18 protein-coding genes and 2 pseudogenes are annotated in these 15667 nt (G+C 58.6%); 6 read left to right on the forward strand and 14 right to left on the reverse strand.

Features of this window, described 5'->3' with window-relative positions:
• Positions 1 to 113 precede the first annotated feature (113 nt).
• The 5 genes from cmk to ACYSMN_RS22350 all read right to left on the reverse strand — a co-directional run bounded on the left by cmk (position 114) and on the right by ACYSMN_RS22350 (position 2885).
• Entirely contained in the window at positions 114 to 842 is a 729-nt protein-coding gene (cmk, locus tag ACYSMN_RS22330; RefSeq protein WP_488926142.1) for a (d)CMP kinase, read from the reverse strand.
• Between the two features lie 38 nt (positions 843 to 880).
• Positions 881 to 1279, reverse strand: coding sequence for a hypothetical protein (locus ACYSMN_RS22335; RefSeq protein ID WP_488926143.1), 399 nt, complete (start codon positions 1277 to 1279; stop codon positions 881 to 883).
• Positions 1280 to 1289: 10 nt separating this feature from the next.
• Complete coding sequence (locus ACYSMN_RS22340) at positions 1290 to 1970, reverse strand: hypothetical protein (RefSeq protein ID WP_488926144.1); 681 nt, start codon at positions 1968 to 1970, stop codon at positions 1290 to 1292.
• Between the two features lie 70 nt (positions 1971 to 2040).
• Complete coding sequence (locus ACYSMN_RS22345; RefSeq protein ID WP_488926145.1) at positions 2041 to 2712, reverse strand: hypothetical protein; 672 nt, start codon at positions 2710 to 2712, stop codon at positions 2041 to 2043.
• Between the two features lie 11 nt (positions 2713 to 2723).
• On the reverse strand, positions 2724 to 2885 hold the full coding sequence (locus tag ACYSMN_RS22350) for a hypothetical protein (protein WP_488926146.1): 162 nt from the start codon (positions 2883 to 2885) through the stop codon (positions 2724 to 2726).
• 85 nt (positions 2886 to 2970) lie between these two features.
• Here ACYSMN_RS22350 and ade point away from each other — a divergent pair, with 85 nt between their 5' ends.
• A complete protein-coding gene (gene ade / locus ACYSMN_RS22355) occupies positions 2971 to 4668 on the forward strand; it encodes an adenine deaminase (protein WP_488926147.1) in 1698 nt (565 codons plus the stop codon).
• Between the two features lie 181 nt (positions 4669 to 4849).
• On the opposite strand, the gene ACYSMN_RS22360 is transcribed toward ade, so the two are convergent.
• Positions 4850 to 5257, reverse strand: coding sequence for a response regulator (locus ACYSMN_RS22360; protein WP_488926148.1), 408 nt, complete (start codon positions 5255 to 5257; stop codon positions 4850 to 4852).
• A 62-nt stretch (positions 5258 to 5319) separates the two neighbouring features.
• Positions 5320 to 6294 (reverse strand): annotated as a pseudogene (locus tag ACYSMN_RS22365) (PLP-dependent cysteine synthase family protein); the annotation flags it as partial.
• Positions 6295 to 6596: 302 nt separating this feature from the next.
• Between ACYSMN_RS22365 and sucD the strand changes: the two are divergent.
• Positions 6597 to 7490 carry a succinate--CoA ligase subunit alpha gene (gene sucD / locus ACYSMN_RS22370; protein WP_488926149.1) on the forward strand — a complete coding sequence of 298 codons (894 nt, stop codon included), beginning with the start codon at positions 6597 to 6599 and terminating at the stop codon, positions 7488 to 7490.
• 139 nt (positions 7491 to 7629) lie between these two features.
• Here the strand turns inward: sucD and ACYSMN_RS22375 are convergent, their stop codons facing one another.
• Positions 7630 to 8394, reverse strand: coding sequence for a hypothetical protein (locus ACYSMN_RS22375; RefSeq protein ID WP_488926150.1), 765 nt, complete (start codon positions 8392 to 8394; stop codon positions 7630 to 7632).
• A gap of 135 nt (positions 8395 to 8529) precedes the next feature.
• Here ACYSMN_RS22375 and ACYSMN_RS22380 point away from each other — a divergent pair.
• Positions 8530 to 9498 (forward strand): annotated as a pseudogene (locus tag ACYSMN_RS22380) (FAD-dependent oxidoreductase); the annotation flags it as partial.
• Between the two features lie 93 nt (positions 9499 to 9591).
• On the forward strand, positions 9592 to 9930 hold the full coding sequence (locus ACYSMN_RS22385; RefSeq protein ID WP_488926170.1) for a hypothetical protein: 339 nt from the start codon (positions 9592 to 9594) through the stop codon (positions 9928 to 9930).
• Between the two features lie 192 nt (positions 9931 to 10122).
• Here the strand turns inward: ACYSMN_RS22385 and ACYSMN_RS22390 are convergent, their stop codons facing one another.
• Both ACYSMN_RS22390 and ACYSMN_RS22395 read right to left on the reverse strand, forming a co-directional pair.
• Positions 10123 to 10455 (reverse strand): DUF5615 family PIN-like protein, encoded by a 333-nt coding sequence (locus ACYSMN_RS22390; protein WP_488926151.1) that lies wholly within the window; start codon positions 10453 to 10455, stop codon positions 10123 to 10125.
• A complete protein-coding gene (locus tag ACYSMN_RS22395; RefSeq protein WP_488926152.1) occupies positions 10439 to 10669 on the reverse strand; it encodes a DUF433 domain-containing protein in 231 nt (76 codons plus the stop codon). Before ACYSMN_RS22395 ends, ACYSMN_RS22390 begins: the two co-directional genes overlap by 17 nt.
• A gap of 286 nt (positions 10670 to 10955) precedes the next feature.
• Between ACYSMN_RS22395 and ACYSMN_RS22400 the strand changes: the two genes are divergently transcribed.
• Together ACYSMN_RS22400 and ACYSMN_RS22405 are read left to right on the forward strand one after the other, a co-directional pair.
• Positions 10956 to 11492 (forward strand): GNAT family N-acetyltransferase, encoded by a 537-nt coding sequence (locus ACYSMN_RS22400; RefSeq protein ID WP_488926153.1) that lies wholly within the window; start codon positions 10956 to 10958, stop codon positions 11490 to 11492.
• A 60-nt stretch (positions 11493 to 11552) separates the two neighbouring features.
• Complete coding sequence (locus tag ACYSMN_RS22405; protein ID WP_488926154.1) at positions 11553 to 12038, forward strand: hypothetical protein; 486 nt, start codon at positions 11553 to 11555, stop codon at positions 12036 to 12038.
• An 80-nt stretch (positions 12039 to 12118) separates the two neighbouring features.
• Here ACYSMN_RS22405 and ACYSMN_RS22410 read toward each other — a convergent pair whose 3' ends face one another.
• The 4 genes from ACYSMN_RS22410 to ACYSMN_RS22425 all read right to left on the reverse strand — a co-directional run bounded on the left by ACYSMN_RS22410 (position 12119) and on the right by ACYSMN_RS22425 (position 15534).
• A complete protein-coding gene (locus ACYSMN_RS22410; protein WP_488926155.1) occupies positions 12119 to 12886 on the reverse strand; it encodes a hypothetical protein in 768 nt (255 codons plus the stop codon).
• Positions 12887 to 13084: 198 nt separating this feature from the next.
• A complete protein-coding gene (gene rny, locus ACYSMN_RS22415; RefSeq protein WP_488926156.1) occupies positions 13085 to 14782 on the reverse strand; it encodes a ribonuclease Y in 1698 nt (565 codons plus the stop codon).
• Positions 14783 to 14914: 132 nt separating this feature from the next.
• Positions 14915 to 15205 carry a cell division protein ZapA gene (locus ACYSMN_RS22420; RefSeq protein WP_488926157.1) on the reverse strand — a complete coding sequence of 97 codons (291 nt, stop codon included), beginning with the start codon at positions 15203 to 15205 and terminating at the stop codon, positions 14915 to 14917.
• A 32-nt stretch (positions 15206 to 15237) separates the two neighbouring features.
• On the reverse strand, positions 15238 to 15534 hold the full coding sequence (locus ACYSMN_RS22425) for a hypothetical protein (RefSeq protein ID WP_488926158.1): 297 nt from the start codon (positions 15532 to 15534) through the stop codon (positions 15238 to 15240).
• Positions 15535 to 15667: the final 133 nt, after the last annotated feature.

The following is a 15667-nucleotide window of genomic DNA, read 5'->3' on the forward strand; positions in this document are numbered from 1 at the left end:
TTAGTTGGTAGTGCTTGGCAACTGATGGAGTAGTCCTATAATTCTGGTGTCTAAGCACCAAGCACTATCAACTAAGCACTACCAACCAAGCACTACCAACTAAGCACTACATCTTATACAACTACTTCGCCGCTGTTCCGTTCCGAACCGGTGCCCGCCGCCAGCGAAAAAAGCTTGGCCGACACACGCTCCAGCACAAAATCCACCTGCTCGTCTATCATCATGTGCGTGGTATCGAGCAGCACGGCATCGGGGGCGCGGCGTAGCGGGCTTTCGGTGCGCGTGGAATCGAGGTGGTCGCGCTTGCGCAGGTTTTCCACTATTTCATCCACCGCCACCTGCTCGCCTTTCACGGCCAGCTCTTCCTGCCGGCGCTCGGCGCGCGTCAGCACTTCGGCCGTCATGAACACTTTCACTTCGGCATCTGGAAACACGGTGGTTCCGATGTCGCGGCCGTCCATCACCACGCCGCGCTTGTGGCCCATCCGCTGCTGCTGGCGCACCATGGCGTGGCGCACCGCCGGAATGCTCGATACCTCACTCACGAGGTTGGAAATGCGCATCTGTCGGATTTCATCTTCCCGAATCTGCCCGTCGAGGCACAGTTCGTTACGGCCCGTTTTGCGGTTGCGCTTGAAGGAAATGTGCATATCGTGCAGGGCTTGATCCACGCGAGTCAGGTCGTCGAAAGCAATGGCGTGTTCCAGCAAGTAGAGCGTCACGGCCCGGTACATGGCGCCGGTATCGATGTAGGCATAGCCCAGCTCGGCAGCTACGGCCTTGGCCGTCGTGCTTTTGCCGCACGAGGAATAGCCATCGATAGCAATGACGATTTTTTTCATGGCTGATTCGGTCGGCACGGATGGGCTGCTGGGTGAACTCACGAAATCCAATTTTTGCGACGGGGCGCGGCGGCCAGTCGTTCGGGAATACCCGCAAAAAACACGGCTACTGACTCGGGCTGGCCCTTGTCGAGCTGCTGCAATACGCGGTAGAAAGGATTGAAAAAGCTATTTTGGTTGATACCGACGCCGGTAGTTCCGTCGGGGCCTTTGGCCCAGGTGCCGCCGTAAGTTGCCACCAGGCACTGCCCCAGAAAGCACCCCAGCGCCATCACTACGCCTTGCTTGTCGGCGGGTTTGATGTCGGGCCGCTGCGCTTCAATAAACGCATCGAGCTGCTGCACGGCAGCGGCGTCGAACTTATCTACTTGCAACTGCTGGCGCACGGCGTCGGCAGCAGAGAGAAGAGAAGCGAGAGGAGAGCCGGAAGTAGACATAGGCGAATAATTAGCGGGTGGGCGAAGCCGCCGACTGGAGAGCTTGACGCGTTTTCCAATCGGCATAACGCTCCAGCAGCCGAGCAGCATCGCGCCGGGGGCGGTACTGGCTGGCCCGTAGGCCGGCCGCCAGCTCCGGGTTGTCGCCGAGCAGCGTGAGCATAAGTTGGTTAAACTTAACGGTATTCATTGGGACTACCTGCCACGCATCCTGCCCGTGCCGCAGCAACAGGCGGCTCGAAAGCCGCGAGCTAAGCGTAGAGGGTTGGCTGGAATCATACTCTACCAACTGAAAGCCCCCGCCCCGATACAGTCGCCACCCAAACGCCGCCGGTACCAGCCGGGGCCGGCCTTTCAGCAGGAAACGGCGGGTTTTGACAGCCACATCGCGCACGGCCGTGATGGTATCAGTGGATACCACGAAGCGTTTCAGATCGGTGGGCGAATAGGCTTTGAAAGTACTGCCAGCATCGCTCAGATATACTCGGTCGTTTTCCCAACCGTCTATCTGCACGGCGTGCCAAGTGCCATCGAGGCCCTGGTAGCTACCGGGGCTGCCCCCGTCGGAACGCCGCTGCGTGGGGTCTTCTACGGGGCCCGGCGTGGGCGCCGGAAAAGCAGCCGTTTGGCGTTGCGCCTGAGCGGCAAGACTGGTCAGGGCAGCGAATAGTAAGGTTACCAGAGTCCGCATAGTCTTCATTATGTATTCCAGCGCCCAGGCTGTTTGGAAGAAGCTGGGAGGAGTTTGGGTAGCCAGAGTTCTAATAGCCTTTGCTAATCAGATAAATGTCTAAGATGCGAGGCAGCTTCAGCTCCACGAAGGTAGCACCGGCTAGGTAGTCGCGCACCGCTGTCTTGTCTGCTACTATCGGCACGAAATAACGCTTAAGTGGAGCCGACTCGCCGGCGATAGTGCGGTACCCACCCTGCCGGTTGCGGCGAAAAAGGTAGCAGGTATAATACTCGGTGCTCCCGAAGCTCCCGCCGCCCGTCATCATGTTTACTTCTGCCATCGTCCCGATATAGCGCAGTAACTCCATCCCGCCCCGGTTGATGTGTCGCTGTACCAAGGCATGGGGCACGAGCACGGTATCCTGGGCATCTTGCACGTAGCTCATGAGCTTTTGCTTATAGCGTGGCACCCAAAAGTCGTGCACCACCACGAACGTGTCGCGGCCAATGGTCAGGTGCTTGATCATCTCCAGGGGAACCGCCATAGGCTGCGCCTGGCCTTTTTTCCGCACTTCGATGGTGGGAGGGCAGCTCGCGGACAGCTTTATCTTGCCCTTGTGCTGGCTGCCGTCGGTTAGCTCACACAGGCCCTCGCCTCCCTGGAATGTGCGCTTGAGAAACTCCTGGCCATGCACCTGCCCGACAGCGAACAATAAAATCAGGGTCAAAAGCAAGGTTTTGGCCGGCAGAAGACGATGCATAAGAAGAATGCTTAGCAGTCGTGCGTCGGACAGGGCATCCGGTCGCCGGGTTTGTGGTTCCGCTTAAAGGAGCGGGTTTTTTTCTGCTGCGGAGTGCGGGCCGTACAGCCCGTGGCAGCAAGGCCGGAACCCAGAAACAGGGCGGCCATCAGCAAAGTCACAATCTTTCTCACCGGCGCAGGTTTTCGACAAATATACGCTTCTTTACCCGTCTGCCGCCCCGGCGCGGCAACTTTCCCCACGTTTTGCTTTCGCTTTATGCCCGCCGAATTTTCCGTCACGGCCAACGTCATCGACCTGTTTGCCAACACCATTACGCCCGCCACCATACACGTCGCCGAGGGCCGCATTCGTAGCATCGAGCCCACCGGTGCCCCCGCCCCGGACCCCGCGCTGCCCTATGCGCTGCCGGGCTTCGTGGATGCGCACGTGCATATCGAAAGCTCCCTGCTGGTGCCCGCCGAGTTTGCCCGGCTGGCCGTGGTGCACGGCACCGTGGCCACGGTTTCGGACCCGCACGAGATAGGCAACGTGCTGGGCGTGGCGGGCGTGGAGTTCATGCTGGAAAGTGGGCGGCAGGTGCCCTTCAAATTCTGCTTCGGGGCTCCGTCGTGCGTGCCGGCCACACCCTTCGAAACGGCTGGGGCTGAAATCACGGCGCAGGATATTGAGCAGCTGTTTCAGAACCCGGAAATCGCCTATCTGGCGGAGATGATGAACTGGCCCGGCGTGCTCCACCGTGATGAGTCGGTGATGGAGAAAATCCGGCTGGCGCAACGCTATGGTCGCCCGGTAGACGGTCACGCTCCCGGCCTGCGGGGTGCCGATGCCCGCCGCTACGCCGAGGCCGGCATCAGCACCGATCACGAATGCTTCACGGCCGAAGAAGCCCTCGACAAGCTGGCCGTGGGCATGAAAATCCTGATCCGGGAAGGCTCCGCGGCCCGCAACTTCGACGCCCTCATCGACCTGCTGCCGGAGCACTACGAGCACCTCATGTTCTGCTCCGACGACAAGCACCCCGACACGCTCGTGCTCGGCCACATCAACCAACTGGTGCAGCGCGCCGTAGCCCGCGGCCAAGACGTGCTAAAGGTGTTGCGCGTGGCTTGCCGCAACCCCGTGGAGCACTACCAGCTGCCCGTAGGCCTGCTCCAGCCCAGCCACCCCGCCGACTTCATCCTGGTCGACGACCTCACCACCTTCCAGGTCCGCCAAACCTACCTCAACGGCGAGCTGGTAGCCGAAAACGGCCAAACGCGCATCGCCTCGGTGCCTGGCCGCGAAGTCAACAACTTCCATCCTCAAACCGTCACTCTCCAAGACTTCCAACTCCCCGCCCCAAAAAACCAACAACCAGTAACCAACAACGAAAAACCAGTCATAAGAGTCATAGAGTGCTTCGATGGGCAGCTCATCACCGCCCGCCACGACCTGCCGGCGCGCGTAGCAGACGGCCTCGTGCTACCCGATGTAGAGCGGGACATTCTCAAGCTCACCGTCGTGAACCGCTACCACGCCGCTCCACCAGCCGTGGCCTTCATCCAGGGCTTCGGCCTCAAGCGCGGCGCCCTAGCCAGCAGCGTCGGCCACGACTCGCACAACATCACCGCCGTCGGCTGTGACGACGAGAGCCTGGCCCGCGCCGTGAACCTGGTAATGCAAGCCAAAGGCGGGCTAGCTGCCGTGGGTGACGATGGCGAAGAGCTTCTGCTGCCCCTACCCGTCGCCGGCCTGATGTCAGGCCAAGATGGCTACCGCGTGGCCCAGGACTACGCCGCCATTGATGCATTATCACGGCGGCTAGGCTCCCCGCTCGGCGCCCCGTTCATGACGCTCTCCTTCATGGCCCTGCTCGTCATCCCCAGCCTCAAACTCAGCGACAAAGGCTTGTTTGATGGGGAGGCATTTCGGTTCGTGGAGGCGGTAGCCTCACCCCCTAACCCCCTCTCCTAAGGGGCCTCACCCCCTAACCCCCTCTCCCGTGGAGAGGGGGAACTAGCTCTAGCTTGTAAAAACAAAAGCTCAGCGGGCTATGGCCCGCTGAGCTTTTGGCTAAACTATCATGTAGATAAAGCTAGAGCTAGTCCCCCCTCTCCCCTAGGAGAGGGGGCTAGGGGGTGAGGCCTCGGAGGCCCTAAAAACGCTTTTTCAGCAGCTTGGCCATCTTTTCTTCTGTCAGCGGCTTGGCTAGGTACTCTACGTCGGGGTACTGGGCTACGCGGGCGGTGTCGGCGGCGTGCATGGAGGTGGTGAGCACGGCCATGACGGTTTTCTGCTTGGAGTCGGCGGGCAGCTCGTTGTAGAGTTTGAGGAACTCGAAGCCATCCATGCCGGGCATTTTCAGGTCCACGAACACCAGCTCCGGCACCTCATCGGTAGCCGCGGCGGCTTGCTCGCCCCACAGATACTGGAAGGCTTGCTCGGCGCGCGAGAAGGTAAGAATCTGCTCGGCCACTTCCAGCCGGTTGAGCAGACGGTTGTTGAGGAAGCTAGTGGTTTCGTTGTCGTCCACTAGCACCACGCTACGCAGCTTTTTCGACATGGGATGAAAGTTTGTTTTCAGTGGTAGAGCGAGGACGAAGCGACAAGCCAAGGTGAGCTTTACAGCCAGCCCTGCTCGCGCATCCAGTCGTCGTTGTAGATTTTTCCTAGGTAACGCGTGCCGTGGTCGGGCAGAATGATGACCATGGTATCGTCTTCTGTTAAATGCTCCCGGGCATATTCCAATGCTCCGTATACTGCCGAGCCGCACGACCAGCCCACAAACAGACCCTCTTCTTTAGCCAGCCGCCGCGTCATGACGGCAGAATCTTTGTCCGAGACTTTAATGAACAAATCAATGAGGTCGAAGTTAACATTTTTGGGAAGAATGTCTTCGCCGATACCTTCGGTTTTGTAAGGATAGATTTCGTTCTCGTCGAAAATACCCGTCTCCTTATACTTCTTGAATACGGAGCCGTAGGTATCAAGGCCCACGGCTACCACGGCGGGATTTTGCTCCTTCAGGTACTTCGCCGTGCCGCAGATGGTGCCGCCCGTGCCCACCCCGCAGGCCAAGTGGGTAATCTTCCCTTCCGTTTGCGTCCAGATTTCGGGGCCCGTGCCTTCGTAGTGGGCCGCCGTGTTCGACATGTTGTCGTACTGGTTGGGATAGAAGGAGTTGGGCGTTTCCTGGTTGAGGCGGCGCGCTACTGAGTAATAGGAACGCGGGTCGTCGGGAGCCACGTCTACGGGGCAGATAACCACTTCGGCCCCTACGGCCCGGAGGATGTCCTGCTTCTCCTTGCTTTGCTTGTCGCTCATCACGAAGATGCACTTGTAGCCGCGGGAAATGGAGGCCAGCGCCAAGCCCATGCCGGTGTTGCCGGAGGTGCCTTCGATGATGGTGCCGCCGGGTTTGAGTATGCCGGCCTTTTCGGCATCTTCTATCATTTTCAGGGCCATCCGGTCCTTCACTGAGTTGCCAGGATTGAAATATTCCACCTTAGCCAGGACGGTGCCTTTGATGCCGTTGGCCACTTTATTGAGTCTTACCAGCGGGGTGTTGCCAATAGCCTCAATGATATTATTCAGATACATGGGTGAGCGGGAGAGGTGAGAGGGTGGGCATTTACGAGAGAGAGCCGCAAAGGTACGGATTTCGAGTAGGCCCTTCGTCGTCCCTCTATTCATAGTAGGCTTCATGGCCCTCACCAAGGATTTCAGTAGGCAGGCACTAGGCACGAGTATGGTGCCATCTGGGAGGGGCTTCGGTGCTGCTTGTTATGATGCTTAGGTTACCTTGCCCCGGCCCCAAAAAAGGCTACTTTTGCACACCGGTTGCCCCACGGGTGGCCGTTCAACCCACCCTAACCGAATAACTCCTCTAACCCCCTCCTCTAATGAGTGTTCTGGTAAACAAGGATTCCAAAGTGATAGTGCAGGGCTTTACCGGCTCTGAAGGCTCGTTCCACGCGCAGCAGATGATTGAGTACGGCACCAACGTGGTAGGCGGCGTAACGCCCGGCAAAGGCGGCACCCAGCACCTCGACCGGCCCGTGTTCAACACCGTAGCTGAGGCTGTAGAACAAGCCGGCGCCGATACTAGCATCATCTTCGTGCCCCCGGCTTTCGCCGCCGACGCCATCATGGAAGCGGCCGACGCGGGCATCAAGGTTATCATCACCATCACCGAGGGCATCCCCACCAAGGACATGATTGCGGTGAAGGAGTACCTGAAAGGCCGCGAAGGCCTGCGCATGATTGGCCCGAACTGCCCCGGCGTAATGACGGCCGGCGAGTGCAAAGTAGGCATCATGCCGGGCTTCATCTTCCAGAAAGGCAAAATCGGCATCGTGTCGAAGTCGGGCACGCTGACTTACGAGGCGGTAGACCAGCTCACCAAAGCTGGCCTGGGCCAGACCACGGCCATCGGCATCGGCGGCGACCCCATCATCGGAACCACCACCAAGGAAGCTGTGGAACTGCTCATGAATGACCCCGAAACCGAGGGCATCGTGATGATTGGGGAAATCGGGGGCGGCATGGAAGCCGAAGCCGCCCGCTGGATTCAAAGCACCGGTAATAAGAAGCCCGTAGTAGGTTTCATTGCCGGCCAAACCGCGCCTCCCGGCCGCCGCATGGGCCACGCCGGCGCCATCGTCGGCGGTGCCGACGATACGGCCGCCGCTAAAATGGCCATCATGCGCGAGTGCGGCATCCACGTGGTGGATTCGCCCGCCGAAATCGGCGACACCATGCTGCGCGTGCTGAACGGCGAGCAGGTAACGGCGTAGCTCTTGCTACTTTCGTTGTATCACAAAGAGCCCCGGCCTGCGTCGGGGCTCTTTTGTTGGTAATCGGTGAAGCTGGCTCTTACAGAAGGTACTTTATTTAACAAGAAAGACCCCTTAATACAGAACTTTACGTCGCCTCTTACTTCTCGCCATCCTGCCCACCTAGGTTCACCACGATGCCTAATTGGAACACAGAGTTGGCGGCTTTGAGGTATTTGCGGCTGCGGAGGCCGAAGTTGCTGCCGCTGATGAGTTGGAGTTGGAGAGGGCCGAGGGCCTGGATGCGGGTGTACGTGATGGGTTCGAGGAAGATGTTGTCTTCTGGAGCGGCGGCGAGGCCGTTGCGCTTGAAATTATTGAGCTGCACGTAGCTGGCGCGCAGGGCCGAGCCGTAGTTGAAGGGCCAGTCGCGGCCAAAAGCGTGGAAGCTCTTCTTCTTTTTGGAGGTGTAGTTGACTTGCACGAAGTACTTGTTGAGCCGGCCCTCGCGGGTTTCGGTGGGAATGGTGGTTTCGCGGGTGTATTCTGTGTACTTGGTGCTGCCCACGCCGAGGCCGCCGTATACTTCCAGCACGCGGCGGTCTTGGCGGAGGCGCGTGTAGTAGCCGAGGCCGCCTTCCACGAAATCATGGTCTTCGGTTTGGCGGTTGTTTTTGGAGCCGAAGAAAGACTGTTTCTTGTTGGCGTGCAGGAAGGAAGCGGAACCCATCACGCCGAGGTGGTCGGAGAGGGCGTAGGCACCTTGCACGGCCGTGTTTTCGCTGAAATTGGTATGGATGCCGGCGCTCCATTCGCCTTTCTGGGTGAGCAGCGGCACCTGGGGCGGCGGCGGAAAGTAGAGCGACGAGCAGCCCGCCAGCAGGGGCAGGCTCAGAAACAGGAATGCGCGAAGCAAAGCAGGCATGGAAGCAGGGAGATGGAAACGGAGGCAAAACGCGCCAAGCGGAGTTTCGTTGTGCAGCCGTAAGCTGCGCCGTTGCGTAGAGCCTACGAACTTCACTCCTTTCTCGGGTTGACCCTTCTCCAAACTTCGCGCTTTATGCCCAATACTTCCTACGACGCCCTCATTATTGGTTCGGGCCAGGCCGGCAATCCACTGGCTACGGCGTTGGCCGAGGCAGGCCAGCGCGTGGTTCTCATCGAGGAAAATCTGCTGGGCGGCTCCTGCATCAACTATGGCTGCACGCCTACCAAGGCCATGCTGGCCTCGGCCGAGCGAGCGCAGCAGCTGCGCACCGCCGAGGCCTACGGGATGCAACGCGTGGAGCCCACCGTGGATATGGCCGCCGTGATAGCGCGCAAAGACCAGATTGTGGAGGCTATGCGGGATGGTGTGCGTAGCAACCTAACCCAGGAAAGCACGGGTATTACGGTGCTGCACGGCCATGCCACTTTCCTGGGGCCGCGCACGGTACAAGTGGCGCTGGCAGGCGGCGAAATGTAGGAGTTGAAGGCGAAAAAAATATTCATCAACACCGGAACGCGGGCCGTCGTACCAGACATCGAAGGCTTACAGGAAGTGTCCTACTTGACCACCACGCAGCTACTCGACCTGAAAGAGTTGCCCGAACACCTTGTGATTCTCGGCGGCGGCTACATCGGCCTAGAATTCAGCCAGATGTACCGGCGGTTGGGCAGCCGCGTGACCATCGTAGAATCGCACCGGCAGCTCTTGGAGCACGAAGACGATGATGCCTGCATTGCCTTGACCCGCGTGCTAGAAGCTGAAGGCGTGGAAGTGGTGCTGGGCGCCAAGGTGCGCAAAGTATCCCGCAACGCGGATGGGGTGCTGACCCTCACGGCGCACACCCACGAGGGAGAGCGGCGCATCCGGGGCACGCACCTGGTAGTAGCCACCGGCCGCCGCCCCAATACCGACACGCTGGGCCTGGCCGCGGCCGGCATCCGCACCGACGAGAAAGGCTACATCCAAGTGAATGAGCGGCTGGAAACCGGCGTGCGCGGCGTGTACGCCCTCGGCGATGTGCACGGCGGCCCCCAATTCACCCATATCAGCTACGACGACTACCGCGTGATTCGAGACAATCTCCTGACGCGCGGCAAGCGGCGCACCACCAAGCAGCGGCCCCTGCCCTACTGCGTGTACACGGAGCCGCAGCTAGGCCGCATCGGGCTGAACGAGGAACAGGCCAAGGAGCAAGGCGTAGCGTACCGGGTGGCCACCATGCCCGTGCGCACCATCGGCCGCGCCCGCGAAATAGGGCGCACAGAAGGCTTCTGGAAAGTATTGGTTGGGCCCGACGACCGGGTACTGGGCGCCACAATCCTGTGCGCAGAAGGCGGCGAAATTATGACCATGTTCCAGCTCATCATGGCGGGCCGACTGAAATATCAGCAGCTCCAGAACATGGTGCTGGCCCACCCCACGTGGGCCGAAGGGCTGAACAACGTATTCGCGAAACTGGAGAAGCCGGCCTGATAGAAGTGTGGCGCGGACTTCAGTCCGCAGCCCGTATTAGCCACCTAGCTTGTTCCATTGGTCAGGCGGCGGACTGAAGTCCGCGCCACGTGTGAACGGGCAACTGTCGTAGCAGCAGCAGGATGTGCTTTGTTGCGAGGATTAGTAGATAGCAGGACCTGGTAGATGCGAAAATCCATTTCGCATCTACTGTTAGTCGCGGCTACTGATAATGGTTGCCGCACCGGCTGGTAGCTGCTCATGACGAGTAATAAACTGCTGCAACAGGGGCAATAGCTCTGGTACAGTGTTACGAAAGGTGCGGAACACGACTACTCGCAACGAGGGCAATAACGCTAGATTTTGCTGGAAAGGCAGGTTTTGGTCGGCGGTGAGTAGAAAATCGAAACCGGCCGCCGCGGCTAGGGTAAGCAGGGTATCGTCGGGCTGCCCGGCCCAGCTGATGCTAGCTACGGTGTGTACTGCGAAGCCGGGCAGTTCTCGCCGCAAGCGCTGCGGCAGGCATTCATCAAGCAGCACTTTCACGGAGGAAGTCCTCGGAGGTTAGAAATTGCTGAGCCCGTTCCAGCAGCGCCACGGCCTGTTCGCGCCGCACGGAGGGAAAATCATCCAGAAAAGATTCCAACGTTTCGCCCGTTTCCAGGTAGTCGAACAGGTTTTTAACCGGAACACGAGTACCAGAGAAGACCGGGGTACCGCTCATCACGTTTTTGTCGATGGATACTAGCTGCTGGCTCATAAGGAGGATGTGTTTAGTTAAAGTACGGGCATTTCCGGCACTAAGTAGACCGAAAAATGTTACACTCGGTTAATGGGGGCTTCTTAACTAGGGTAGCCACGGAGGCAGCGAACTATGCAACTCGTGGTACTAAGCGTAAGCTCCACTATCTAGTAGCCATCTTCACTGCGCCGTTCTGAAAAGTACGTCGAATAAGCTCCCTTTATATTCGTGTATAAACCAGTACAGGGTGAAATTATTACGTTTCACCTTTTTCGTCCCGTTAGCTTGTGTAGGGTCATACCACATGAAACTATTCGCCGAAACCCCGCGCCTGCTGTTGCGCGAGTTGCTGCCCACCGATGCGGCGGATATGTTTGAGTTGGACTCGGACCCGGAGGTACACCGCTATCTGGGCAACCGGCCCGTGCAGACGCTCAAGCAGAGCCAGGAAATCATTGCCTTCGTGCGGCAGCAGTACGCAGATAATGGCATCGGGCGCTGGGCCGTGGAGCTGAAAGAAACGGGCGAGTTCCTGGGCTGGGCGGGCCTGAAGCTGATGCGGGAGCCTGTCAACGGCCACGTCGATTTTTATGATGTGGGCTACCGGCTTATCCGCCGCTACTGGGGCCAGGGTTTTGCTACCGAAGCGGCACGGGCCTCGGTGGTGTATGGCTTCGAGGTGCTGCGGCAGCCGGTGCTGTATGCTATGGCTGATATGGAGAACCTGGCGTCTAGGGCGGTGCTGGCGAAGGCGGGGCTGCGGCACGTGGGGGTGTTTGAGCACGAAGGAGTGCCTAGCGCGTGGCTGGAAGGCTATGCGCCGGGGCCAGCAGCGGGGTAGTTGGGTGATGCCCTAGCTCGTCGTATGTTGCGGGGGCAACCTCAGCTCTTTCTTCATCAGATGAAACTAAGCGCCGTCCTCACTACCGCCGCAACCTGCCTGGTTCTGGCCGCTTGCGAATCAAAAACGCCCGCCGGTTCCACTCCCGCTGACACCGCACCTGCGGAGGCTGAGGTGCCAGCAGAAGCAGCCGAGCCAACTCCCGTAGCAACGCCTAGTCCGAGCAAAACGACCGTTCCAACCTATGCCGGAACGTATGCGGTGCAGGATACAGCCGTGTGCGCCTTATCGATAACCGTGGAGAAGCGGGCCGGCGGCTACTCCTTCTCCTATGAAAAAATACGGGGCGAGGTGAAGGTGTCACGCGAGGATTCCACCACCTATTTCACCTTCGTCGGTTTGGAAGGCACCGAGCCGGAGGAGGATGTGCAAGTTGAATGGCAAGACAGCATGCTCCTACTTCAGAATTACGGCAATTCGATGAACAACTACATGCGGTTTGGGCAGTGCGACGCGAAATATCTGGAGTTGGTGCGGCAACGGTAGCACAGAATCTACCGCTGACCATATTTGTCAGAACGACTGTTTTTGCCCACTACTTGAAAGATTAGCCAAAATCCACACCATTAGCGCAAAAGCTTAGTTAAGCGGTGCGGAAAAATTCCGATTCCGACAGTGACATATCCCCGGCCACGCTGCAACTGCCGCCGGGAACCATTGAGGTCAAACTGCCGCTCATTGTAGCCCGGCGAGAAAGAGGCGCCGCAAGAAAGTTGTAATTGAAAAGGTTGCTCTTCGATTGTGGGTCCACCTAACCCCGCCATGCCGAGCCGCATGAACAGCATAGGCTCAATCCTGGTGGCCCAGCGCAGGTCCACCGGAACTCCCACATCGGTCAGGGTGGTAAAATGTAATTGCGTTACCCGAAAGGTAGCCCCAAACGAAACAACGTCATCGGTTTGATGCAGCACGTAGGCCTCTCCAAACACTTTGTTGAACCGCGTATTAAACTGATGCTGATATTCCCGGCCTAAAGAAATTATTTGGCCGTCGTTTTCATAGCGTGCCTGGCTACGGGCTTGGCCGTAGCCTCCCAGACCACCAACCAGCCAACTCTTGCCCAAAGGCCAATAGGTACCCGCTGCCATTTCGTATTGCCGGCCCCGCCAGTACGTACTATCATCGGAGTCGGAGCGGCGGCCGAAGGCACCGCGTACGAGCACGTGCGGCAGGGGTGAGTAGGCAGCCGAAGCTTCCCAACGGCTCAAATAGGTGCTGGCTCGCACTTCCGCCTGGTGCTGGGCGCGGATATCGGGAGCAGCTCCCTGCATGGGCATATACACAGCGCAACTCGTTGTACCGAGCAACATCCACAGGAGTAGGAATCGCGTCATAAATCAATTTATATTTCTAATAATAGACAAAATAAGTTAAATCAGTTCTTTCAATAGCGTTGCAAAGACAGTGCAGCTGCGCGGGTGGCATATCTGTCTGATCAACTACTCTGGCTTGCACGCAAAAAAGCCCGCCACAACTCTCGTTGGGCGGGCTTTTTTTGAGGTGGCATATGCTGAACCTCCAACTACAGTGGCCTATTTGGCGTAAGCCACGGCGCGCATTTCGCGGATAACCGTGATTTTGATTTGGCCGGGGTACTGCATTTCCTTTTCGATCTTCTGGGAAATCTCGTAGCTCAGCTCGGCGGCGCGCTCGTCGGTTACGTTCTCGGCGTCTACCATCACGCGCAGCTCACGGCCGGCCTGAATGGCGAAGCACTGATTGACGCCTTTGAAGGAGTTGGCGGTTTCTTCGAGCTGCTTGAGGCGCTTGATGTAGCTCTCCATCATCTCGCGGCGGGCACCGGGGCGCGAGCCAGAAATGGCGTCGCAGGCCTGCACGAGCGGCGAAATCATGGCCGTCATCTCGATTTCGTCGTGGTGGGCACCAATGGCGTTTACCACGTCGGGGTGCTCCTTGTATTTCTTGGCCATCTCCATGCCCAGAATGGCGTGGGGTAGCTCGGGCTCCTCGGTGCTTACTTTACCAATGTCGTGGAGCAGACCAGCGCGTTTGGCATGCTTTACGTTCAGGCCTAGCTCGGCGGCCATGGTGGCGCAGAGGTTGGCTACTTCGCGCGAGTGCTGGAGCAAATTCTGGCCGTAGGAAGAGCGAAAGCGCATGCGTCCCACCATTTTGATGAGCTCGGGGTGCAAGCCGTGGATGCCCAGGTCGATGATGGTCTTCTCGCCAATTTCCACGATTTCCTCGTCGATGTTCTTGCGCGTCTTGGCCACAATTTCCTCGATGCGGGCTGGGTGAATTCGGCCGTCTTTCACGAGCAAGTGCAGGCTCAGGCGGGCCACCTCGCGGCGCACGGGGTCGAAACCGGAAATGATAATGGCCTCGGGCGTATCATCCACGATGATTTCGACACCGGTGGCGGCTTCCAGGGCCCGAATGTTGCGGCCCTCGCGGCCAATGATTTTGCCCTTCACATCGTCGGACTCGATGTTGAACACCGACACGCAGTTCTCGATGGCGTGCTCGGCGGCGGTGCGCTGAATGGTTTCGAGCACCACTTTCTTGGCGTCCTTGGTGGCCGAAAGCTTGGCCTGCGCCACCACGTCCTTGATGTAGGAGCTGGCCTGAATCTGGGCCTCGTTCTTAAGCGACTCCACTAGCTGCTCGCGGGCTTCGGCGGCGGTGAGGCCCGAAATGGATTCGAGCTGCTGCAACACTTGCTGTTGCTGCTCGCGTAGCTCCTGGCTGCGCTGCTCCAGCTCAGTTTCCACTTCCTGCTCGCGCTGTTGCAGCTTGGCTAGTTGGCTATCGAGGATGGCGCGGCGCTTTTCTTCCTGGGCTTCCAGCTTTTCGCGCTGTAGCTGGGCCTGGTTTTCAATTCTTTCGCGGGTAGCGTCTAACTCAGTCTCTTTGCGCTGAATCTGCTCCAGCTGGCGTTGGGTGGTTTCGGTAAGTTTCTTGATGCTTTGCTCCTGCTCTACTACGGTAGCGCGGCGCTCGGTTAGTTCCTGGTCAAGGGCCTGCTTCTGGCGGCGGCTCTCCTGCTCAAACTCTTGCTTGAGGGTGCGAAATTTGTCTTTCGACTGTTGGATCCGCTCGTCGCGGGTGCGGGTGGCTTGCTGCTCGGCTTCGGCCAGCAGTTGTTGGGCGCGCGCTTTCGCATCGGCCTCGTGGTCTTGCCGGGCCTTGCCGGCCAGCAGGCGCCCCACCACGATGCCGACCACAAGGGCCAGCACGGCGGCAAGAGCAATATAAACGGGGGTGGACATGGGCTATGGTTTTTAAGAGAGGTGTTAAAACCCATAACCAGAAAAGAAGGCCGATGCCAAACAACCCCGCCGCGCCGTTTGCGCTGTCGGGGTTCCGAGCTGTCCGCTACGCGGGTGCGTCCGTCTGCGTCTTCAGACGAGCACCACTCCCGACAGCAGTTCATCGAGGCGCGCGAGGCGCTCAGTCAGAACCGTGTCGGTACCATCTTTTTCCTTACTGACTTTCAGGCGGTCAGCCATCGTGGACAACGCAATCATGGCCAGCAGGTCTTGCTTGTCCTGAATGCCGTATTGCTCGCGAAATTCCTTTATCCGCTCGCCTAGCAGGCGGCCGGCCAGGCGCAGACGTTCCTCATCCTGAGGACTGACGCGCATCGGGTAATCCCGATCGGCAATGCGGATTTTGATGGATAGTTCGCTCATGGGAGCCGTCGTGGGTGGGGTGGATGGTCAAGTTACTCCCTCAAATAGGCAAGGCACTTATCTATTTCGCGGATGTATTCGTTGAGGCGCAGTTTCAGCTCGTTGACATTGGCCGGCTCGCCGGCTATGGTATTGACAAGTTTAGTGATATTCTCCTGATTCTGGAAATCCTTCAACTGCCGTTCCCGGTCGCGCACGTCGGCGCGCAGTTGCTGAACGGTAGTCTGGGCATCGGCCAACTCTTCGCGCAACTGCTGATAGGCAGCCACTAAGGTGGTTACCTGCCGCTCCAGGCGGTCGAGTTGGGCAAGCTGCTGGGAGGAAGCCATTTTTTGGTTTTTGGTTGGTGGTTTTTGGTTGTTGGCTAGCTTTGGTAAGCTTCTTAATAAGATGCGTACTATGTTAACCTCTGTTTGTGCGGTTTGCAGGAAAACTAGTTACCAATAACCAAAAACCACCGAC

The sequence above is a fragment of the Hymenobacter sp. M1-2 genome (assembly GCF_057808495.1).